Origin of the sequence: Listeria monocytogenes, from assembly GCF_041765605.1 — a bacterium.
Classification (GTDB): Bacteria; Bacillota; Bacilli; order Lactobacillales; family Listeriaceae; genus Listeria; species Listeria monocytogenes_D.
On the sequence record NZ_CP168900.1, the window covers coordinates 2,267,975 to 2,285,987 of the forward strand.

The 18,013-nt window shown below is 37.4% G+C and carries 9 protein-coding genes; 2 read left to right on the forward strand and 7 right to left on the reverse strand.

Going from position 1 to position 18,013, the window contains the following annotated elements; translation table 11 throughout:
• Positions 1 to 13: 13 nt before the first annotated feature.
• The 5 genes from AB2Q86_RS11550 to AB2Q86_RS11570 all read right to left on the reverse strand — a co-directional run bounded on the left by AB2Q86_RS11550 (position 14) and on the right by AB2Q86_RS11570 (position 6,505).
• On the reverse strand, positions 14 to 1,237 hold the full coding sequence (locus tag AB2Q86_RS11550) for an OFA family MFS transporter (protein ID WP_012580909.1): 1,224 nt from the start codon (positions 1,235 to 1,237) through the stop codon (positions 14 to 16).
• Positions 1,234 to 2,817 (reverse strand): acyl CoA:acetate/3-ketoacid CoA transferase, encoded by a 1,584-nt coding sequence (locus AB2Q86_RS11555; protein WP_012580908.1) that lies wholly within the window; start codon positions 2,815 to 2,817, stop codon positions 1,234 to 1,236. The genes AB2Q86_RS11550 and AB2Q86_RS11555 overlap by 4 nt, the downstream gene beginning before the upstream one ends.
• Before the next feature lie 229 nt (positions 2,818 to 3,046).
• The gene (locus AB2Q86_RS11560) at positions 3,047 to 4,414 is read right to left on the reverse strand and encodes a sigma-54-dependent Fis family transcriptional regulator (protein WP_012580907.1); all 1,368 of its coding nucleotides are present in this window, start codon (positions 4,412 to 4,414) and stop codon (positions 3,047 to 3,049) included.
• Positions 4,415 to 4,519: 105 nt separating this feature from the next.
• The gene (locus tag AB2Q86_RS11565; RefSeq protein ID WP_012580906.1) at positions 4,520 to 5,593 is read right to left on the reverse strand and encodes a diguanylate cyclase; all 1,074 of its coding nucleotides are present in this window, start codon (positions 5,591 to 5,593) and stop codon (positions 4,520 to 4,522) included.
• A 150-nt stretch (positions 5,594 to 5,743) separates the two neighbouring features.
• Positions 5,744 to 6,505, reverse strand: coding sequence for an SDR family oxidoreductase (locus AB2Q86_RS11570; RefSeq protein ID WP_012580905.1), 762 nt, complete (start codon positions 6,503 to 6,505; stop codon positions 5,744 to 5,746).
• Between the two features lie 181 nt (positions 6,506 to 6,686).
• On the opposite strand from AB2Q86_RS11570, the gene AB2Q86_RS11575 reads away from it, so the two are divergent.
• Positions 6,687 to 7,250, forward strand: coding sequence for a TetR/AcrR family transcriptional regulator (locus AB2Q86_RS11575; RefSeq protein WP_012580904.1), 564 nt, complete (start codon positions 6,687 to 6,689; stop codon positions 7,248 to 7,250).
• Between the two features lie 105 nt (positions 7,251 to 7,355).
• Complete coding sequence (locus AB2Q86_RS11580; protein WP_012580903.1) at positions 7,356 to 7,706, forward strand: DUF4870 domain-containing protein; 351 nt, start codon at positions 7,356 to 7,358, stop codon at positions 7,704 to 7,706.
• 44 nt (positions 7,707 to 7,750) lie between these two features.
• Here AB2Q86_RS11580 and AB2Q86_RS11585 read toward each other — a convergent pair whose 3' ends face one another.
• Positions 7,751 to 12,841, reverse strand: coding sequence for a SpaA isopeptide-forming pilin-related protein (locus AB2Q86_RS11585; protein ID WP_012580902.1), 5,091 nt, complete (start codon positions 12,839 to 12,841; stop codon positions 7,751 to 7,753).
• 234 nt (positions 12,842 to 13,075) lie between these two features.
• Positions 13,076 to 17,932: a collagen binding domain-containing protein gene (locus AB2Q86_RS11590; protein ID WP_012580901.1), complete on the reverse strand. Its 4,857-nt coding sequence runs from the start codon at positions 17,930 to 17,932 to the stop codon at positions 13,076 to 13,078.
• Positions 17,933 to 18,013: the final 81 nt, after the last annotated feature.

Sequence of the window (18,013 nt, forward strand, 5' to 3'; positions counted from 1 at the left end):
CTCCTCTCTATTTTTACGCTAATTCTTTCGTTGGTTGTTTTTTCTCACGTAATTTATAAACAATATTAATACAAAGTCCTACAGCAGCAAGTGCGATAGCTATATAGAAAGCTTGTGTGAAGTCGCCACCGTTTTGACCGGCGATTTGCGCTGCCATTTTTGGTGCAAAGAAGGCTGCTGTGGAATAACCAATGAAGACAATTCCGTAGTTGACGCCTTGATTTTTCGGACCGTAATTTTCCATAACGATAGACGGGAAAACGCCCATTGTTCCACCAAAGCAAAGTCCAAGTCCAATGATTCCGATAACAAATCCAACAACAGATTGAAGTGTTGCAAGTGCTAGTAAAGATAAAGCAATTACTGTATAAATAATCATCAATGTATTTGATCTACCTAGACGGTCAGATACAGCGCCCCAAACTACTCGACCTAAACAGTTGCTTAGTGAATAAATACTAACGTAAGCAGCAGCCGATGCAGCCGTTAAGCCAAACATATTTTGACCAATTAAGGATGCATTAGAAGCAATCATCAGACCTGAGAATGCGCCAATACCTAACATTAAAAGAATCAGATAAAAAGTAACTGTTCGAACCATGCCCGTCCAAGGTACATTTACCATACCCGCTCCATTTCCAGCAGGTGGTGTCCAGCCTTTTGGTGCATAGCCAGCTGGTGCGACGCGAATAAGGAAACTACATCCAATGACAACTGCGATATAAACAGCTCCCATAATTTTAAATGCTGTCATTACGTTATATGTTTCAATTAAATGGTTCGCAATCGGTGCAGCAATAATTGTCGCTCCACCCATTCCTGCCGTAATAAGTCCAGAAGCAAGACCACGTTTATCTGGGAAAAGACGAATCGTGTTACTAAGACATCCTGAATACGCAAAACCTTGTCCAAGCCCAGCAAGGACACCATAAGACAAGTAAAGCATCGTCGTTGAAGTAGCAAAACCTGTCAGTGCAAAACCAAGCCCAAACAGGATTCCCCCAATTAAAATGGCCCATTTTGCTTTCCCTTTATCCGTTAAAATCCCACCTAAGATAGTTGGAATCGGTCCAATCGCCGCATTAATTGTAAATGCCATCATAATTTGTGGAATTGTCCAACCATGCGCAGCACTAAGCGGTCCAGCAAAAACACTAAATGCATATACCGCACCGGTACAAAGTAGAACACCAACAGAGCCAATTAAGACTCCCCAACGGTTTATTTCTTTTGTCATATCGATACTCCCTCTCTTGTTTGTTTTTCAATAATAGCTTTTAAGCCACCCCATTGTTCGCTAAACATACCGCTATCCATTACTTTTAAATCGTTCGCAATAATGGGTTCGAATTCCATTTGTCCAAGAATATCCTTTTCTAAATCTACTCCTGGCGCGATTTCTGTTAGAACCATTTTGCCATTTTCTAAACGGAATACAGCTCGCTCTGTCACATAGAGGATGATTTGATCGGTCGTTGAAGCGTATTCGCCACTAAATGTGATTTGTTGAACTTGTTTGATAAACTTTTTAGCTTTTCCTTCTTGTAAAATCTCTAGTTTGCCGTCAGCTACCCGTGTCTTTAAACCACCTGCTGTAAAAGTTCCGGCAAAAATTAATTTTTTCGCTGATTGGGAGATATTAATAAATCCACCACACCCAGCAACTCTTGAGCCAAACTTGCTGACATTCACATTACCGGATTCGTCGGTTTGCGCCAAACCAAGTACGGATAAATCGAGTCCGCCACCATCGTAAAAATCGAACTGTGAATGATGGTCGACAATAGCTTCACTGTTATACGCATGACCGAAATCTGCTAACCCTGCTGGCACACCACCAACAGATCCTGCTTCCGTTGTTAGTATTAATTGGTCACTCACGCCTTCTTCCGCTGCAACAGTAGAGACGTTCACTGGAATTCCTACACCTAAATTTAGAATGGTTTGTGGTTCTAGTTCTGCTGCTGAACGACGCGCAATTACTTTACGGTCATCTAACGCAAGTGGCTCAATATCACCAAGCGGAACTTGAATGTGTCCTGAAAAAGCTGGGTTGTATTGTGTATTTTCAGTTTGGAAATGATTTTCTGGTTCTGAAATAATAATATGATCAACCAAAATCCCTGGAACTCTAACATCTTTAGGATTAAGCGATCCTTTTTTCGCAACAGATTCTACTTGAGCGATTACAATTCCGCCTGAATTTCGAACTGCCTGTGCAATTGGCAAGACTTCCATGTGTAAGCCTTCTTTTTCTAACGTTAAGTTCCCAAATTCATCTGCCACAGTTCCTCGAATGAGCGCAACTTGAATTGGGAAACTTGGATAAAATAGCCATTCTTCGTCGTGAATCGTCAATAGCTCTACTAAGTTGTCTTTAGAACTCGCGGACATTTTTGCCCCTTCAATACGCGGGTCTACAAATGTTCCCATGCCAATTTTTGTAATAACGCCTGGTCGTTTAGCTGCAATTTCCCGGTAAAGTTGCGTAATTACACCTTGTGGCAAATTGTATGCTTCACATTTGTCTTCTTCAATTAATTTCGCCATTTTGGGAGAAGCAATCGCAATTCCGCCAATCCAGCGTTTAATTAATCCTTCATGTCCCCAGTGACTCATTCCTTTTTCCCTGCGATCACCAAGCGCACTAGCATGCATAACGGTTAGATTACGAGGTGCCCCTTCTTCTAAAAAACGCTCTTCAACCGCGATAGCCATTTCTTCGTTGACACAAGCTAAACCGAAACCACTAAAAGCAACAGTATCGCCATCTTTTATTAATTTTGCTGCTTCACTTGCTTTTATTACTTTTGACAAATTCCTCACTCCTCATTGTTCAATTATTCACATATATTTGTAATGATACGCAATTACTTATAAAGCAACTTTCATGCCAACATTTAAAATGGCTTTATATCAGCCTTTATAAATTTAAGCATTATTAATCGTCGCAAAAAAGCGACATAAAAATTAGCACTTTTACAAATAATAGTCGCGAAAACGCAACAAAAAAACCTAATCGCGTTTTCCGATTAGGTTTTCTAAATTAATGAAGTGTTTTTAGTTTTCGATATAAAACAGAGCGGTGAATTCCAAGCACACTGGCCGCTTTTGTCACGTTTCCATCACTTTCTTCGAGCACTCGCAATATAAAGTGTTTTTCCACGTCTTGTAAATAATCTTTTAAATGAAGTGATTCTTTTTTCGTTTGCTCTTTAAAATGTAAGTCTAGCGCAAAATCATCTGTTTCCGAGACTTTCACTTCTTTATTTCCGGACATAACAACTAAGCGTTCAATCTGGTTTCTAAGTTCACGTACATTTCCTGGCCAGTTATGAGAAAGTAATTCTTTCGTTTTATCGCCGCTTAACTGAAAATCTTTTTGATACTTTTGATTGAATTTTTGAATGAACTGACGCGCAAGGCCAATAATATCTTGCGGTCGCTCTCTAAGTGCTGGAATATGCACCGGCACTACATTAATACGATAATACAAATCACGCCTAAACGTTCCTTTTTCAACCATTTCGCCAAGGTTTCGATTTGTCGCTGAAATAAGTCTAAAGCGGCGTTTCGTCTCGGTTGTTGAGCCCAGTCTTCTTACCTCGCCAGTTTCAAGCACTCGCAGCATTTTTGCTTGAAGCTCTAATGGCATTTCAGAAATTTCATCTAAAAATAGTGTGCCTCCATCAGCTAGTTCAAGCATCCCAGGTTTTTCAATATCCGCACCGGTAAACGAACCTTTTTCATGTCCGAAAAGCTCAGATTCAAATAATGCTTTGGGGATTGCCGCACAGTTAATCGAGATAAATGGCCCAGCAGCTTGTTCACTTTGTTCATGAATATAGCGCGACAAAACTTCTTTACCAGTACCGGACTCCCCGTATAATAAGACTTTACTGTCAAACGGAGCAATCTGGTTGCACACTCGAACTATCTGCTTCATCGCGACGCTCTCTGCTATGATCACAGTGCCATCATTTTCTTTATAATCTTCAAGAAGAAGTGACTCTTTATTGCCCGAAATTGCCTCGCCTCGCCATGTTTTAAAACTATCTGGTTGCGTTTCATCTGACATCGTAACAACTAAATGCACGGTGCCATCTGGATAGAGAATGGGCGTAGAAGTCGAACGAATACTAAAACCTTTCTTCGTATTGATAACTTTTGTTTTCTTTTGTTTGGTTCGGATTGCTTCCAGCGTGACAGAATCATTGTACACACCGTCTTCCACTAAGTCTCTTACATTACAACGAAGTAATTCTTCAAGCGACATTCCGACCGTAAGCGCAGTGAATTTATTAGAAATTAAAATATTACCGTCTGCATCAGTGACAAAAAGTGTCGTTGGCATGTCTTTATTTAATTCACCAAATGACTGTACTCCCAGCAAGTTATCCATTAAGTCAAACATTAAAAGCTCATCCTTTTGGACTAGTTTCCTAGTTATTTGCTCATCATTACACAATCTATTATAACATAAGCCATCTACTAGAAGTACTCGTTTTTTTGCGACAAGCTAATTTCCATCTGCAATACAAACTCGATTTCGTCCTGTTAATTTTGCTTTATATAGTGCTTCATCGGCAGATTTAAACAAACCTTCACTTGTATTCGCTCCGTCTTTACTACTGCTCACACCAACAGAAATCGTAATTTTCACTATTTGCCCGCCAGGAATAACAAAATCATGCTCTTCCGTTTCTTTTCTAACTTGCTCAGCAACCTTATTACCTTCTTCTATTGAGCAATCTAATAAGACGATGGAAAACTCTTCGCCTCCGTTTCTAAAAGCTTCTGAGCCATCTGTCGTGCTTGCTTTTAAAATGACAGCTAATTGTTTTAAAATCGCATCACCTGCATCGTGGCCATATGTATCATTAATATTTTTAAAGTAATCAATATCAATCAACATGAGCGTAACTTGTCTACTCCCAGAATCCATCACATGATTAATTTTCTCATCAAATTGCCTTACATTCGATAATTTGGTCAAATAATCTAGCGTAGAATCTTGCTCATATTTTTGAAAAAGTTGTTTTGATTTAATCATATTGCTCATTAGTCCCGCAGAAACAGCCCCGATAACAAGCGCAATCAGCACGAAAATAGTCATATTTATCCAGAAAAGAGACTCTCTAGCTAAAATCAAATGCAGATTAATAACAACAAAACTACACGCGATGATATTTAAAATAAAAACGCCCCAAATTTTAAATTTCTCTAAACGTTTTCCAAAAAGGGCTGTTATTATGCCAATTAACATCATCACAATCGCCGCCATCATAGCTGCGGAATTCACGGATAGTAGAAAGCGCGATGCCGAAATAATAATAGCTGATACAATTGCGGGAATCGGCCCGCCATAAAAACCTACCATTATTATTGGAATATGACGCAAATCGACAATCACATTATTCGAAATTGGAATCCCGAAAACCATCAGCGCAAAACCGAGAAGTCCAGCCCAAATTCCGATCACCATTTTTCTATTTGTTGCTAATTCTTTTGTAATTGGTTCTTTATAAACTAAGGAGATAATATAAAAGCCTGCGAGTAATATCGCTGCATTACTTACCAACTGTTCGACCAAAAAGCATCCCCGCCTTTCACTTTGTTACTCAATACCCCATTATGCTCACAACTATTCATACAGGTTTACGTAAGAGGCAGAAATGGCTGTTTCATTCCCACGAAAAAAAAGCCGCAAAAGAAAATGACTTCTTTTACGGCCAGTAATTGTTTAGTAAGCTGTCCAGCCAGCATCAGCTGTTATAACTGTTCCATTCACAAAACTGGAGTCATCTGATGCTAAAAACAAGGCTACTTTAGCGATTTCTGAGGCATCACCAGCACGTGGATTAGTCCCCATTCCAATCATCGCGCGCTCTTGACCAAATTCATCTGGAGCATAAATAGTTGTCCCGATATTCGTATTTACTGCTCCCGGGGCGATTGCATTACAACGAATGTTTTTGTTCGCATATTGGAATCCGACATTTTTTGTAAAGCCCACGACCGCATGTTTAGATGCTGTATATGCCGCCCCTGCTCTTGAGCCAAAAAGACCGCCTGCCGAAGCAATGTTTACAATAACCCCTTGCCCTTTTTCTTCAAAAATGTGTAATGCTTTTCGTGTCGCACGCATCACACCAGTTGTATTAATCGCAAAAACTTTATCCCAAAGTTCATCTGTTAATTCACCAGCTGGCACAAAATTATCCATAATCCCTGCATTGTTGACTAAAATATCTAACGTTCCAAATGCCTCAACAGCCTGGTTAATCATATTTTCAATATCCTCTTGCTTGGTTACATTAGCTATGACAGCAAGTCCTGTTCCGTCTTCTTTTTCGACTAGTTCGACTGTTTTTTGTGCCGCCTCTAAATTTAAATCTGCCACAACAACTTTCGCTCCTTCTTTAGCAAAAAGAATCGCGATTTGTTGCCCCATTCCAGAAGCCGCACCAGTTACCACTGCCACTTTTCCAGTTAATTTCCCCATTGTTATTTCCTCCTTCACTTTTGTTCCGCTAGAAAAAGAAATTATTCCCTTTCTACTTTCATTATAATCCCGGTATAAAACGCTTTCAATATGTAAAGAAAGCCTGTTTTGTTGATTAAGCAACACTTTTGCGTTATATGTATAGTAATAAGAAAATTTCTCAAACGGGAGGTTCTAAATCATGGATAGACGGGTTAAAAAAACAAAAAAAGCCTTCAACCAAGCCCTCTTCACACTGCTTGACCAAAAACCCTTTCAGCAAATTACGATTACGGATATTGTCGCAGAAGCAGATGTGAACCGCGGGACTTTTTATAAACACTATCGTGACAAAGAACAACTGTTAGACAGCATTATTGAAGAAATTTTGACAGATTTAAAAAACGCCTATCAAGATCCATACTTACATACAACTCACTTTTCTATTCAAGCCCTTACGCCTTCCATGATAAAAATTTTTGACCACGTTTATAGTCATCAAGCCTTTTATCGCCAAGTTATAAAATCGACTATTCGGCCTAGTTTTCAAAATCAGGTTTGTAACGTTATTCGAGAGCTTATCTTAGATGACGTTGCGAGTTTCCCTGATAGTTCAGGAGCTAATCCGCAACTACTAGCTACTTATCAAGCGCATGCGATTTTTGGAATGATTGTTTTTTGGGCAGAAGAAGATTTTTCGCATTCGCCTGCGTATATGTCCGAGCAATTACTCCATATTATTCATGCTAAAACGCAACAAGTATAATCCTTACATATTTGTTATGTTACTTTCTGGCTTTGTCACTTGAATCGAGGGCTCGAGCTACTTTCCCTTGCTATAATGAAAACATCTTAGAAAGGTGTGTTGATTATGAATGATCATCGAATTCTAAATGCTTTAAGTTATTTTAGCATTTTATTTGCACCAATTATCGTTCCAGTGTTAATTTGGATTTTTGCAAAATCAGAAGAAGTCTCTCACCATGCTAAAGTTGCTTTACTTACACATATTATTCCGACTATCATTGGTATCCTGTGTTTTTCCAGTGTTTTCGTTACAGCTATGACAAATAGTGGCATTTTATCAAGTTTTACATTCTTCATTACTGCTAGCTTATTCATTTTTACGCTTATCGCTGTAGTTGGTCTCTTTATCTTCAATATTGTACGTGGCATTCAAATGTTATGTGTAACAAAAGAAAAAGATGATGTTTGGATTTAAATAAAAGGAACCCCGCTAAACAATATAGTTTAGCGGGGTTCCTTTTATTTATTTACTCTTCTTAATACGAAAATCCCGATTGCACTAATAAATAATCCTGAAATAACATTATTAAATGGTGCTTCGTCTCCCGTTAATGGTAAACGTTTCGCTTTTTTCATGACTGTTGCTGGCTTTTCTATAGCTGTGGTTGGACTTGTTGAGTTGCTTGGTTTTGCTTGATTCGGAACGACTTGATTCGCCACGATTGGCACGTTTATTTTCTCATAAACAAAAGTTACTTTTTGCGTGGCTTCTGTAAACGTACCAGCTTTATTGGTTGGGTGTTCTACTAGTTGATAACCGGCAAATTCTTTTGGCTCAGTTTCGTATTTCTCACCAACATCGCCTGTATAATTTTCGGGATTTACCAAGTGATTTCCTTCCGTATCCGTATGCGCTACTTTCACTAAGCCCACTTTCAGCTTATTAGTTTTAGTTACAGTGACAGGAGAAACTTGATTAAATACGATAGTGAATTCAACCTTAGTCCTATCTAATTCGTAATTTATTGGAGCTTCTGTTTCGACAAAGCAGTATTCGCCTGGTTCCAAATTTGTTACCTTAAGCTCTCCGTTTATACCAGTTGTTAAACCGGTTTTTAGTACTCGTCCTTGTTTCGTTTGTAGCTCGAATTTAGCTTCAGCTAAGCCTTTATTCGTTTTAGCATCTACTTTTGTTAAAATAACATCGCCAGTTTTAGCACTATTTTCTTTCGTTACATGTATTGGTTCGACTTGATTAAACTCAATTGTAAACGGAACTGAGGTGTTGTCTAACTGATAACCTGTTGGCGCTTTTGTCTCTACTAGTTGATACTTTCCTGGGGCAAGATTGGTAATGTCGATTTCCCCATTAGCATTCGTGATTAACTTCTCTTGCAAAATAGCTCCGGTCTCATCTTGCAACTCAAATTCTGCATCTGCAAGTGTTTGTCCCGTTAAACTATCTTGCTTGGTTAACACAACACTACCTGTTTTCGCGGTATTTTCTTTGGTTAAACTCAGTAATTCCGTTTGATTAAATTCAACTGTGAAAGTTACTGGTGTAGCATCTAATACATAACCTATTGGGGCAGCTGTTTCTACTAGTTGATAATTACCTGGAGCAAGATTCGTTAACTCTAATTTACCAGCTGTATCCGTTATTAGATTTTCTCTTAATTTTGTCCCCGCGCTATCTTGGAGTTCGAATTCCGCGTCTGCTAAGCCTGCTTTTGTAACATCGTCTTGCTTGGTTAACACGACGCTGCCCGCTTTCGCTTTATTCAGCTTCACTACATTTACTTTTTCAGATTGATTAAAGGTAATTGTAAAAGGAACTGGCGCTTCATCTAGTTCATAGCCTGTTGGGGCTTCTGTCTCCACTAATTGGTAATCTCCTGGGGCAAGATTCGTAATTTCTAATTGTCCTGCTGCATTTGTAGCTATGTTTTCTTGTAACTTAGCACCTGTAGATGTTTGTAATTCAAACTTGGCACCTGAAAGTGTAGCACTCGTTTTGTCATCTTTTTTCGTTAAAATGACGCCACCTGTTTTTGCGGTGTTCTCTTTCGTCACTTTTGCAGTTTCTGTTTGATTAAATTCAATCGCAAATGTTACTGGCGCTTCGTCTAATTTGTATCCTGTTGGGGCTTCTGTCTCTATCAACTGATAATTACCTGGCGTTAAATCAGCAATTTCTAGTTTTCCACTTGCATCCGTTATGAGACCTTCTTTTACTGCTGTTCCATCTGCTTTTTGCAATTCAAATGTTGCTCCATCCAAAGGAGCTTTTGTTAATTTGTCTATTTTTGTTAAAGTAACACTTCCAGTTTTTGGAGTGTTTTCGATGGTGTATTTGCTAGGTATTCCGTCAGAAGTAACAGTGACTTCCTTCCCATTTCTCAGCTCTTCGCTAATTGTATAACCTGCTGGGGCCTCTGTTTCCACTAATTTGTATTTTCCAGCTTGGATACTATCAAAAATAATTTCGCCGTTTGCATTTGTTATAGCTTCTTGTCCAGACTTTTCACCATCAATTGTATATAGCTGGAATTTAGCTCCTGCTAGTTTTTTGGTTGGATTCTCTTTATCTACTTTGGTAATTTCCAGTGATCCAATCGTATCTATTCCACTTCCGCTTCCCGTTGTAAAGTTGGGAGTAACTGTGTTAATCACTGTTCTGCTGTGTACAGGAAGATTACCGTAATCGTTAGCATCCACTCTAACCGTATTTACTACCGGACCTGAAATCAAACTAACCGTATCATAGGTTATTTTGATTGGTGCTGTTGCTGTATAATTTTTAAATTGAATTATAAAACTGTTATCATTAAAAGTAATATCATAATACTTGGGATCTATCGAATCGCCTGTTTTTGTATCTACTACTTTAAAACTATTTTTAACAATTTGCGCTCCTGTTAAGCCCATATTCATCGTGTCCGTAATAGTTGGATTGGTAACTACTCGGTTTTCTGTAATACTAGTAAGTTCGAGTTCCCAATTTATTTTATTATTGTAGACCATATCTATGCGTCCGGTTTTTGAAATCGGGTGGTGACTTTCATTATTATATATTTCTGCAGTATATTCTTTTGGATTTTTACCGTTATCAGAAATTTTTGCTATATTTTTAAGAAACTCAGAAGAATACCACTTATTATCCGGCTTGGTTTTGTACTTAACAAACACTTTAGATTGTCCAAAACCACTAAACTCTAAGTGTATCTTCTTATCTGTTGCTTCTATTTTCGTTGGGTAATTTTTATCGCCTTCTTTTGCTAAAATACCTGTAGAAGCAATCGGTATATTTAGATTAAGTAATTCGCCTGGCCCTGACACTCTTCTAAATTCTAACGAGCCTTCCACATAAGAAGTTCCTTCAGGCATCTCATCATCAAAAATCAAGTTTTCAAAATCTAACCCCATTGTATTTAAAGCCACAATCCAGTCAATGGTTCCTGTTTCATAATTCCACACACCATACTTAGCTCCATTTTCCAAAATTTTACTATCTATTTCTAATGATGCTTTTTTTGTATCAGAATAATGTGTTATATATCCATCGTAATAGGAAATATAAGCTTTATTATCTAGTGTTTTTATACCATTAGATAAATCAATCTTTGTAACAAGTTTTACTTCTATTTCTTTATCTGTTGTCGCATAGTTACCGATAAGTTTAATTTTAAAACCTGCTGGTGTAGTTGTATTAGTAATGGTGTAATCGACATCTTTTACAAGCTTTACTTTGTCCGCTTCCGTCGAATAAGCATAAACATCCAAGTTATCTAAACTTTTTATACCTGTCGAAAATTCGTCAATAATCGTCATATCACTCATTCTGATTCTGTCTGTGTTCGCCGTGATCGTCCATGACATTAAATTGTTAAAATAGTCTACGGTGCCACTTTCTTTTTTTACTATATTAGGCTCGAATGTTACTTTTTCAGTGGCTTTTACACCTTTTTCATCAGTGACTTCATTGATAATATCACGTGCACTAAAATCAGTTACTTTAGTAGCATAGGTTATTTGATATGCTTTTTTATCTGTATTTTTATATGTTGCTTCAAAGCTTCCATTAGCTGTAATAGTTGAAGTTGTCCAATTACTTGAAGCATCCGAAGACCCAACAATCGCCTGTCCAGTAGTAGGCGAGAATGTTACTTCTCTAATTTTAAATGAATTAGCGACATAATTAACACCATTATCTGCTAAAACATCTTTTAAAACTGTAGTAGGGGTTAATTCTGCTTGATCGTAATTGACATTAATCGCCCAGTCAATTGTTTGCGTTTTGGAATTATAAACAGCTTTTTTTTCTAAATGTTTGTATTTAACTATTTTGGCTTCCACCGTTGTTTGATTTACTGATAAAACTTCTGATCCACCAATGGTTTGAGCTCTGGAAACTAATGAAACACGAGATTCTGTCGTATCATTAATGAAACGTGTATAAGTTACTTCATAACCTTTTCCAGCCAAACCATTAGTTAACTTAATCTTAAGTTCTGCGTCAGTATGTTCTATTGTATAATCTACGCCTTCTTCTAATAATTGTTTGCTTCCTTTAAAAGTTCCTTTAGCACTAACATCACTTGCATAGATTTTAACCGTACTTTTATCAATTTTCGTACTACCACCATAAGTAAAGTCTGTTAGTCTAAGTTCACCTATCGCATTTGTTTCTTTCGTCAAGTTGAATTTAGCTGTCGCCAGCGCTTTTTCAGGGTTAAGATTGCTCGGGCTTAGAGTTAAGTCCACTGTTGTAGGGTAGTCCACAGAAGGGATTACCTCATATTCATAAACAGTATCACCACCAGCAGTAGTAAAAATAGCTTTTTGACTTGTTTGATCTGTTTCTGTTAATGGCCTAAAAGCTGTAGTGATACTAACATCATAACTTCCTTCTTGTACGCCATCTTTTAAGATTTTAATTGTTAGCTCTCTAGTAGCTGCATCAAATGACCATTCAGCTTCTGTTGAGGGCAAAAAATTCCCGTTTAAATCTGTAGAACCAAAGTTAAAGTCATTTGGTAAAGTCGTTTTAAAAGTATCACCGGCCTTATAATTTTTTCCGGTAAAAGAAAAATTCATATTTAAAACAACACCACTACCATTTTTCACTCTTTCATCTAGATTGATTTTAGTTCCGTTACCGTCTAGAAGTTCGACTTTCGTAAAATTGTTATCCGAAATAGCTGCCTTTAAATTAGTTTTCGGTGCGGCTTTATTTTTGGATGAAGGAGAGGTTATTTGTTCTGCTTTATCTTGCAATGTGATATTATATGCTCTCTCATCAAGTATATAGCCTTCTACTGCCTTTTTTTCTTTAACAAGATATTCTCCTGCTGCAAGTGAAGTCTCGACTGCTGTTCCATTCTCCTCAATGGAAAGTTCTTTGATTTCGCCCGTTTGTATACTTTTTATCTCAAAAATAGAACCATTGATGTTTTTATTTGTATCTTTATCTATTTTAACGATTTTTAGTGATGGCTTTGATTCTTTTACATCGATCGCTGCTGCAAAAACCGATGAAATATTTTGAAAAACAACCAAACCAATGACCATCATAATTAGCAATTTCTTCCACATTTTTAACTTCTTCACTACGTTAATGTCCTCCTCTGATGCAATAATTATCTGTTTAACGTGTTATCTAATGGTTGAATTGTATCAAAAACAACTAGAAAATACAGTTGCATATAAAGCTTAAAAAATGGATTTTTATTTGGTTTTATGACTTTTTAGTGAACAGATAATCTGATTCTATATGGTGAAATGCTTTTTTCGTTAAAATAGACGATAAAAATGCGCTATCCTTTAAACGGATAGCGCATTTTTTTAATCATTTACTTTTCTTGATTTTCTTAGTAAGAACAGGCCAACCAAGCTAGCAAATAATCCCGTAAAGATGATTCCATAAGGAGACTCATCTCCAGTTGACGGAAGACTTGTTACAGTAGGTTTCTTCGCTGGGTCAACAGTTTTAGTTGGTTTAGTTGGTTTTACTGGTGTGACAGGTTTGTCTGGGTTTACCACAATTGGCGCTTTGTTTTTCTCATATACAAAGGTCACTTTTTGGTCTTCTTCTCTGAAAGTTCCTGCTTTATTCGTAGGTTCTTTTGTTAAAGTGTAACCCTTGATAGCTTTTGCTTTTAATGCATATTTATCGCCAACGATACCAGCATGAATTTCTTTTTCTGCTAATACATTACCTTTCGTATCAACAAATTCTGCGATAACTTTACCGCTCACAACTGTTTTTAGATTCGTTTTTGTTACTTGTAAGGTTTCCTTCTGATCAAATGCAATTTTCACATCAACTGGAACTGTATCAAGTTCATAACCGGCTGGTGCTTTTGTTTCGATTAATTGATAATCGCCAGGCACTAAATCAGTTATTTCTAGTTTTCCAGATGCATCTGTCGTTAGGTTATCTGTAACATTATTATCTTCATCTACTAATTTGAATGTTGCATTTGCAAGAGGTGTTTTTGTTTCAGCATCTGTTTTCGTTAATACAACGGAACCAGTAGACATCGTATTTGTTTTGGTTACTTGAATTGGTGCTTGCTGGTTGAACGCAATAGTGAATTCTACAGGTGTAGCATCTAATTCATAACCAGTCGGAGCTTTCGTTTCGACTAATTGATAGTCTCCTGGTGCCAAATCATCAATTTGTAGTTGACCATTTGCTTCTGTAACTACTTTGTCTTTCAAACTTACCCCAAGTTTTGTTTGTAGTTCAAATTCTGCTCCTGCTAAATTGCTTCTTGATTTACTATCTAGCTTAGTAAGAACTACACTACCAGTTTTCGCAACATTATCTTTCGTTACATTTACCGCAGTTGCTTGGTTAAATTCGATGGTAAAGGTAACCGGTGTTGCGTCCAACTCATAGCCTGTTGGAGCTTTTGTTTCAACAAACTTGTAATCACCTGGCGCTAAATCTGATACTTCTAGCTTACCATCCGCATTCGTTGTTAAATTAGCTTGTACTTTAGTTCCAGCGGCGTTTTGTAATTCAAATTCCGCTCCGGATAAAGTAGCTTTTGAAACACTATCTTCTTTCGTTAGAACAACACTACCAGTTTTGGCTGTGTTTTCTTTTGTGACAACTACAGCCGCTTCTTGGTTAAATTCAACCGTAAATTTCGTTGGTGTCCCATCCAAAACGTAGCCAGTTGGCGCTTTTGTTTCTACAAATTGGTAATCGCCTGGCGCTAAGTCAGTTACTTCGATTTTACCATCTGCATTAGATACTAAGTTTTCAGCGACTTTTGTACCGTCTGCATTTTGTAATTCGAATTCTGCTCCTGCGATAGCGTCTTTCGTTACACTATCTTCTTTTAAAAGAACCGCGCTACCAGTTTGCTCTGTGTTTTCAATTGTAACGTTTGTAACTGCATCGGCGGTAACCGTGATTTCTTTACCGTCTTTATATTCATCGCTAATCGTGTAACCTGTTGGCGCTTCTGTCTCAACTAGTTTATATTTCCCAGATTGAAGGCCATCCATCACGATTTTACCATCTGAATCAGTTGTAGCCTCTTGTCCCGCTTTATCACCTTCAAGCGTATAAAGCTGGAATTTAGCTCCTGTTAGTTTTTTCGAATTATCCTTTTTATCCACTTTGGTAATTTCAAGTGAACCGATTGTTGCCGTCCCGCTACCACTACCAATAGTGAAGGCTGGCGATATGCTTGTTGTTCTTGATTTATATGTCATTGGTAAACTACCGTAGTCAGGAGAAGCAGTTGTCGCTGTGTTACTAACAAGCCCAGACATCAAGCTGATTGTGCTATAGGTTACTTTAATTGGTGCAGTTGCTTTATAGTCTTTAAACTGGATAGTGAAATTATTGTCTGTGTATGTGATGTCATAATATTTTGAGTCAATATCTTCACCCGTCGTTTCATTGATTACTTTAAAGCTACTTTTTACTACTTGTGCTCCAGTTGTTCCTGTTTTCATTGTATCTGTAATTGTTGGATTGTTAATAGGACGATCTGCTGAGATATTGTTCAGTGTAACAACCCAGTTAACTTTATTATCAAAAGATGGATCAATAGTAGCCGTTTTTGTCATCGCATTAAAAAGTTTGCTTGCGTATGCTTGGTAACTATATGATTTTTCGCCTACTCCATTATCGCTCACCTTCGCAGTGTTTTGTACGTAGGAGTAGAAATACCAGTTTTCGTTTGGTTTGGTACTGTATTTAATAAATACGCGTGAATTCTCCAAGTTAGCAAATTCTAAATGTAATTTATTCCCAGTAGTATCGACTTTTGTTGGATAGTTTTTATCACCTGTTTTAGCTACTGTTCCAACAGAGTTAAGCGGGATGTATAAATTCATCATCTCACTTGTGGAAGCCACATTACGATATTGTAGTGAGCCTTCTACGTATGTTAATCCAGTTGGAATAGCATCATCAAAAATCAAGTTGTCATAGTTTTTCGCCATAGCATTTACAGATACAATCCAATCGATATTCCCCGTAGTGGAGTTGTACGATCCGTATTTACCACCATTTGTCATCATAGCCGGGTCTGGTGTCATGGAAGCAGTTACTTCATCAACATACTTGATAATTCCGCCATCGTAATAAGAAATGGATGCTTTATTATCAATCGTTTTTGTTACATCAGAAAGGTCAATTTCTGTGACGAAATCAACCACAATTTTTTTGTCTGTAGAAGCATAATCGCCGATAAGTTGGATATAAAAACCAGCTGGCGTGACATCTTTATCAATCGTATAATCTTTGCCTTCTGTTAGTAATACGCTATTGGTATTATCTGTATAGGCGCGAACAGTGTAGCTCTTAAGGGCTTTTACACCAGTAGAAAATTCATCTGTGATATTAAGATTCCCCATCTTAATTCTGTCAGAGTTGGCAGTGATTTTCCATGTCATCGTGTTATTAAAATAGTCAATTGTTCCAGCTTCTTTTTTCAGTAAATCTGGTTGAATCGCGATCGTTGCGTCAGCGGAAACACCATTTTCATCTGTAATTTCATTTTTAATTTTACGATCACTAAAGTCCGTGATTTTCGTGGAATAAGTGATTTCATATGCGTTTGTGTTTGTGTCCTTATACGTTAAATTAAAATTCCCATTTGCCGAGATTGCTGAAGTGGTCCAATCACTTGAAGCATCACCTCCAACGATTGGCGACCCATTCGTTGCGTTAAAAGTTACTCGTTTAATTTTAAGTGAATCTGCTACATATTCGACATCATTATCCGCTAAAACATCGGTAAGCACTGTTGAAGGAGATATTTCGTCTTGATCAAAGTTAAAGTTAATTTTCCAATCAATACTTTGTGTTGAGCCGTTGTAAGTAGCTTTTTTCTCGATATGCTTATAATTTGTCATTGTCAGGTAAACATAAGCGGAGTTGCTTGATAATGTTCCTGAATCGCCTACTGTGTAAGCTTGTGTAGACATATAAGAAAGGGAATCACTTGGTTTATTGATTGTGCGGTCATATGTTACTTGGTAGCCTTTCCCAGCAAGCCCACCGTTTAACGTAACAGTTAGAGAAGTTGCGGAATAAGTTAGCGTATAATCCGTACCTTCTACAAGTAATTTTTTCGTACCAATGAAGGTTCCCCCAGCACTAACATCACTCGAATATACTTTGATGCTATCTTTATCAATAGTTGTTGTTCCACCAGAAGCATAGTCTGTAAGTTTCAACTCACCTTTAGCATCTTTTTCTTTGGTTAAATTGAACTTGGCATCTACTTGCCCTTTTGTCGGATTTACTACCCCTGGATTCGCCGTAATTCCTACAGTTGTTGGGTAGTTAACTACTGGTACAACTTCGATTTGATAAACAGTATCTTTACCTGCTGTTTTGAATACCACTTCTTGTATCGTTTCTTCTGTTGAGGTAAATACTTTGAAAGCCGTACTGATATTCACATCATAATCGCCTTCTTGAATGCCATCTTTTAAGAAAGTAATCGTAAGTTCACGCGTTGTAACGTCAAGCGTCCATTCTGCTTCTGTGGAAGGTAAGAAGTTCCCACTTAGGTTTTTATTCCCAAAGTTGAAAGCATCTGGTAAAACGGTTGTAAACGTATCTCCCGCTTTATAATTTTTTCCAGAAAACGCAAAGTTCATGTTAAGCACAACACCGCTACCATTTTGAATCCGGTCTGAAGTGTTGATTTCATCGCCATTTCCGTCTTTAAGCGTGACTTTATTGAAAATATTGTCCGTAATAGCAGCTTTTAGATTTGCATTTTGTGTTGCTTTTTTAACCGGTGTTGGTGTTGGTGTTGCTGCTTCTTTCGTTGTTTCTTCTTGCTCTTTTGCTGAAACTGAAGTAATCACTTCTTCTTTTTCTGCTAAAGTTACACTATATTCTTTTTCATCTAGTGTGTAACCTTTTGGTGCAACTTTTTCTTTAACAAGATAGTCACCAGGTGAAAGAGAATCCATAGTCGCTTCACCATTTGCACTGATTGTTAAATCGTTTGTTTCACCCGTTTCTTTATTCTTTATCTCAAAGGTAGAACCATTGATTTTTTCTTGTGTATCTTTATCTTCTTTGATAATTTTTAATGTGGTGTTTGCCGTTTCACTGTCTGTCATTGTTGCAAGTACAGGTGAAACATTTTGGAATACTAGTAAACTAATAACCATTGCAATAACTAGCTTCTTCCATTGTCTGATATTTTTCACTGCGTTTTGTCCTCCTATAATCAATTTCTAACTGTAGTTAAATCCCTTATAGATTTGTTAATTTGTAACAAATAAATGCAC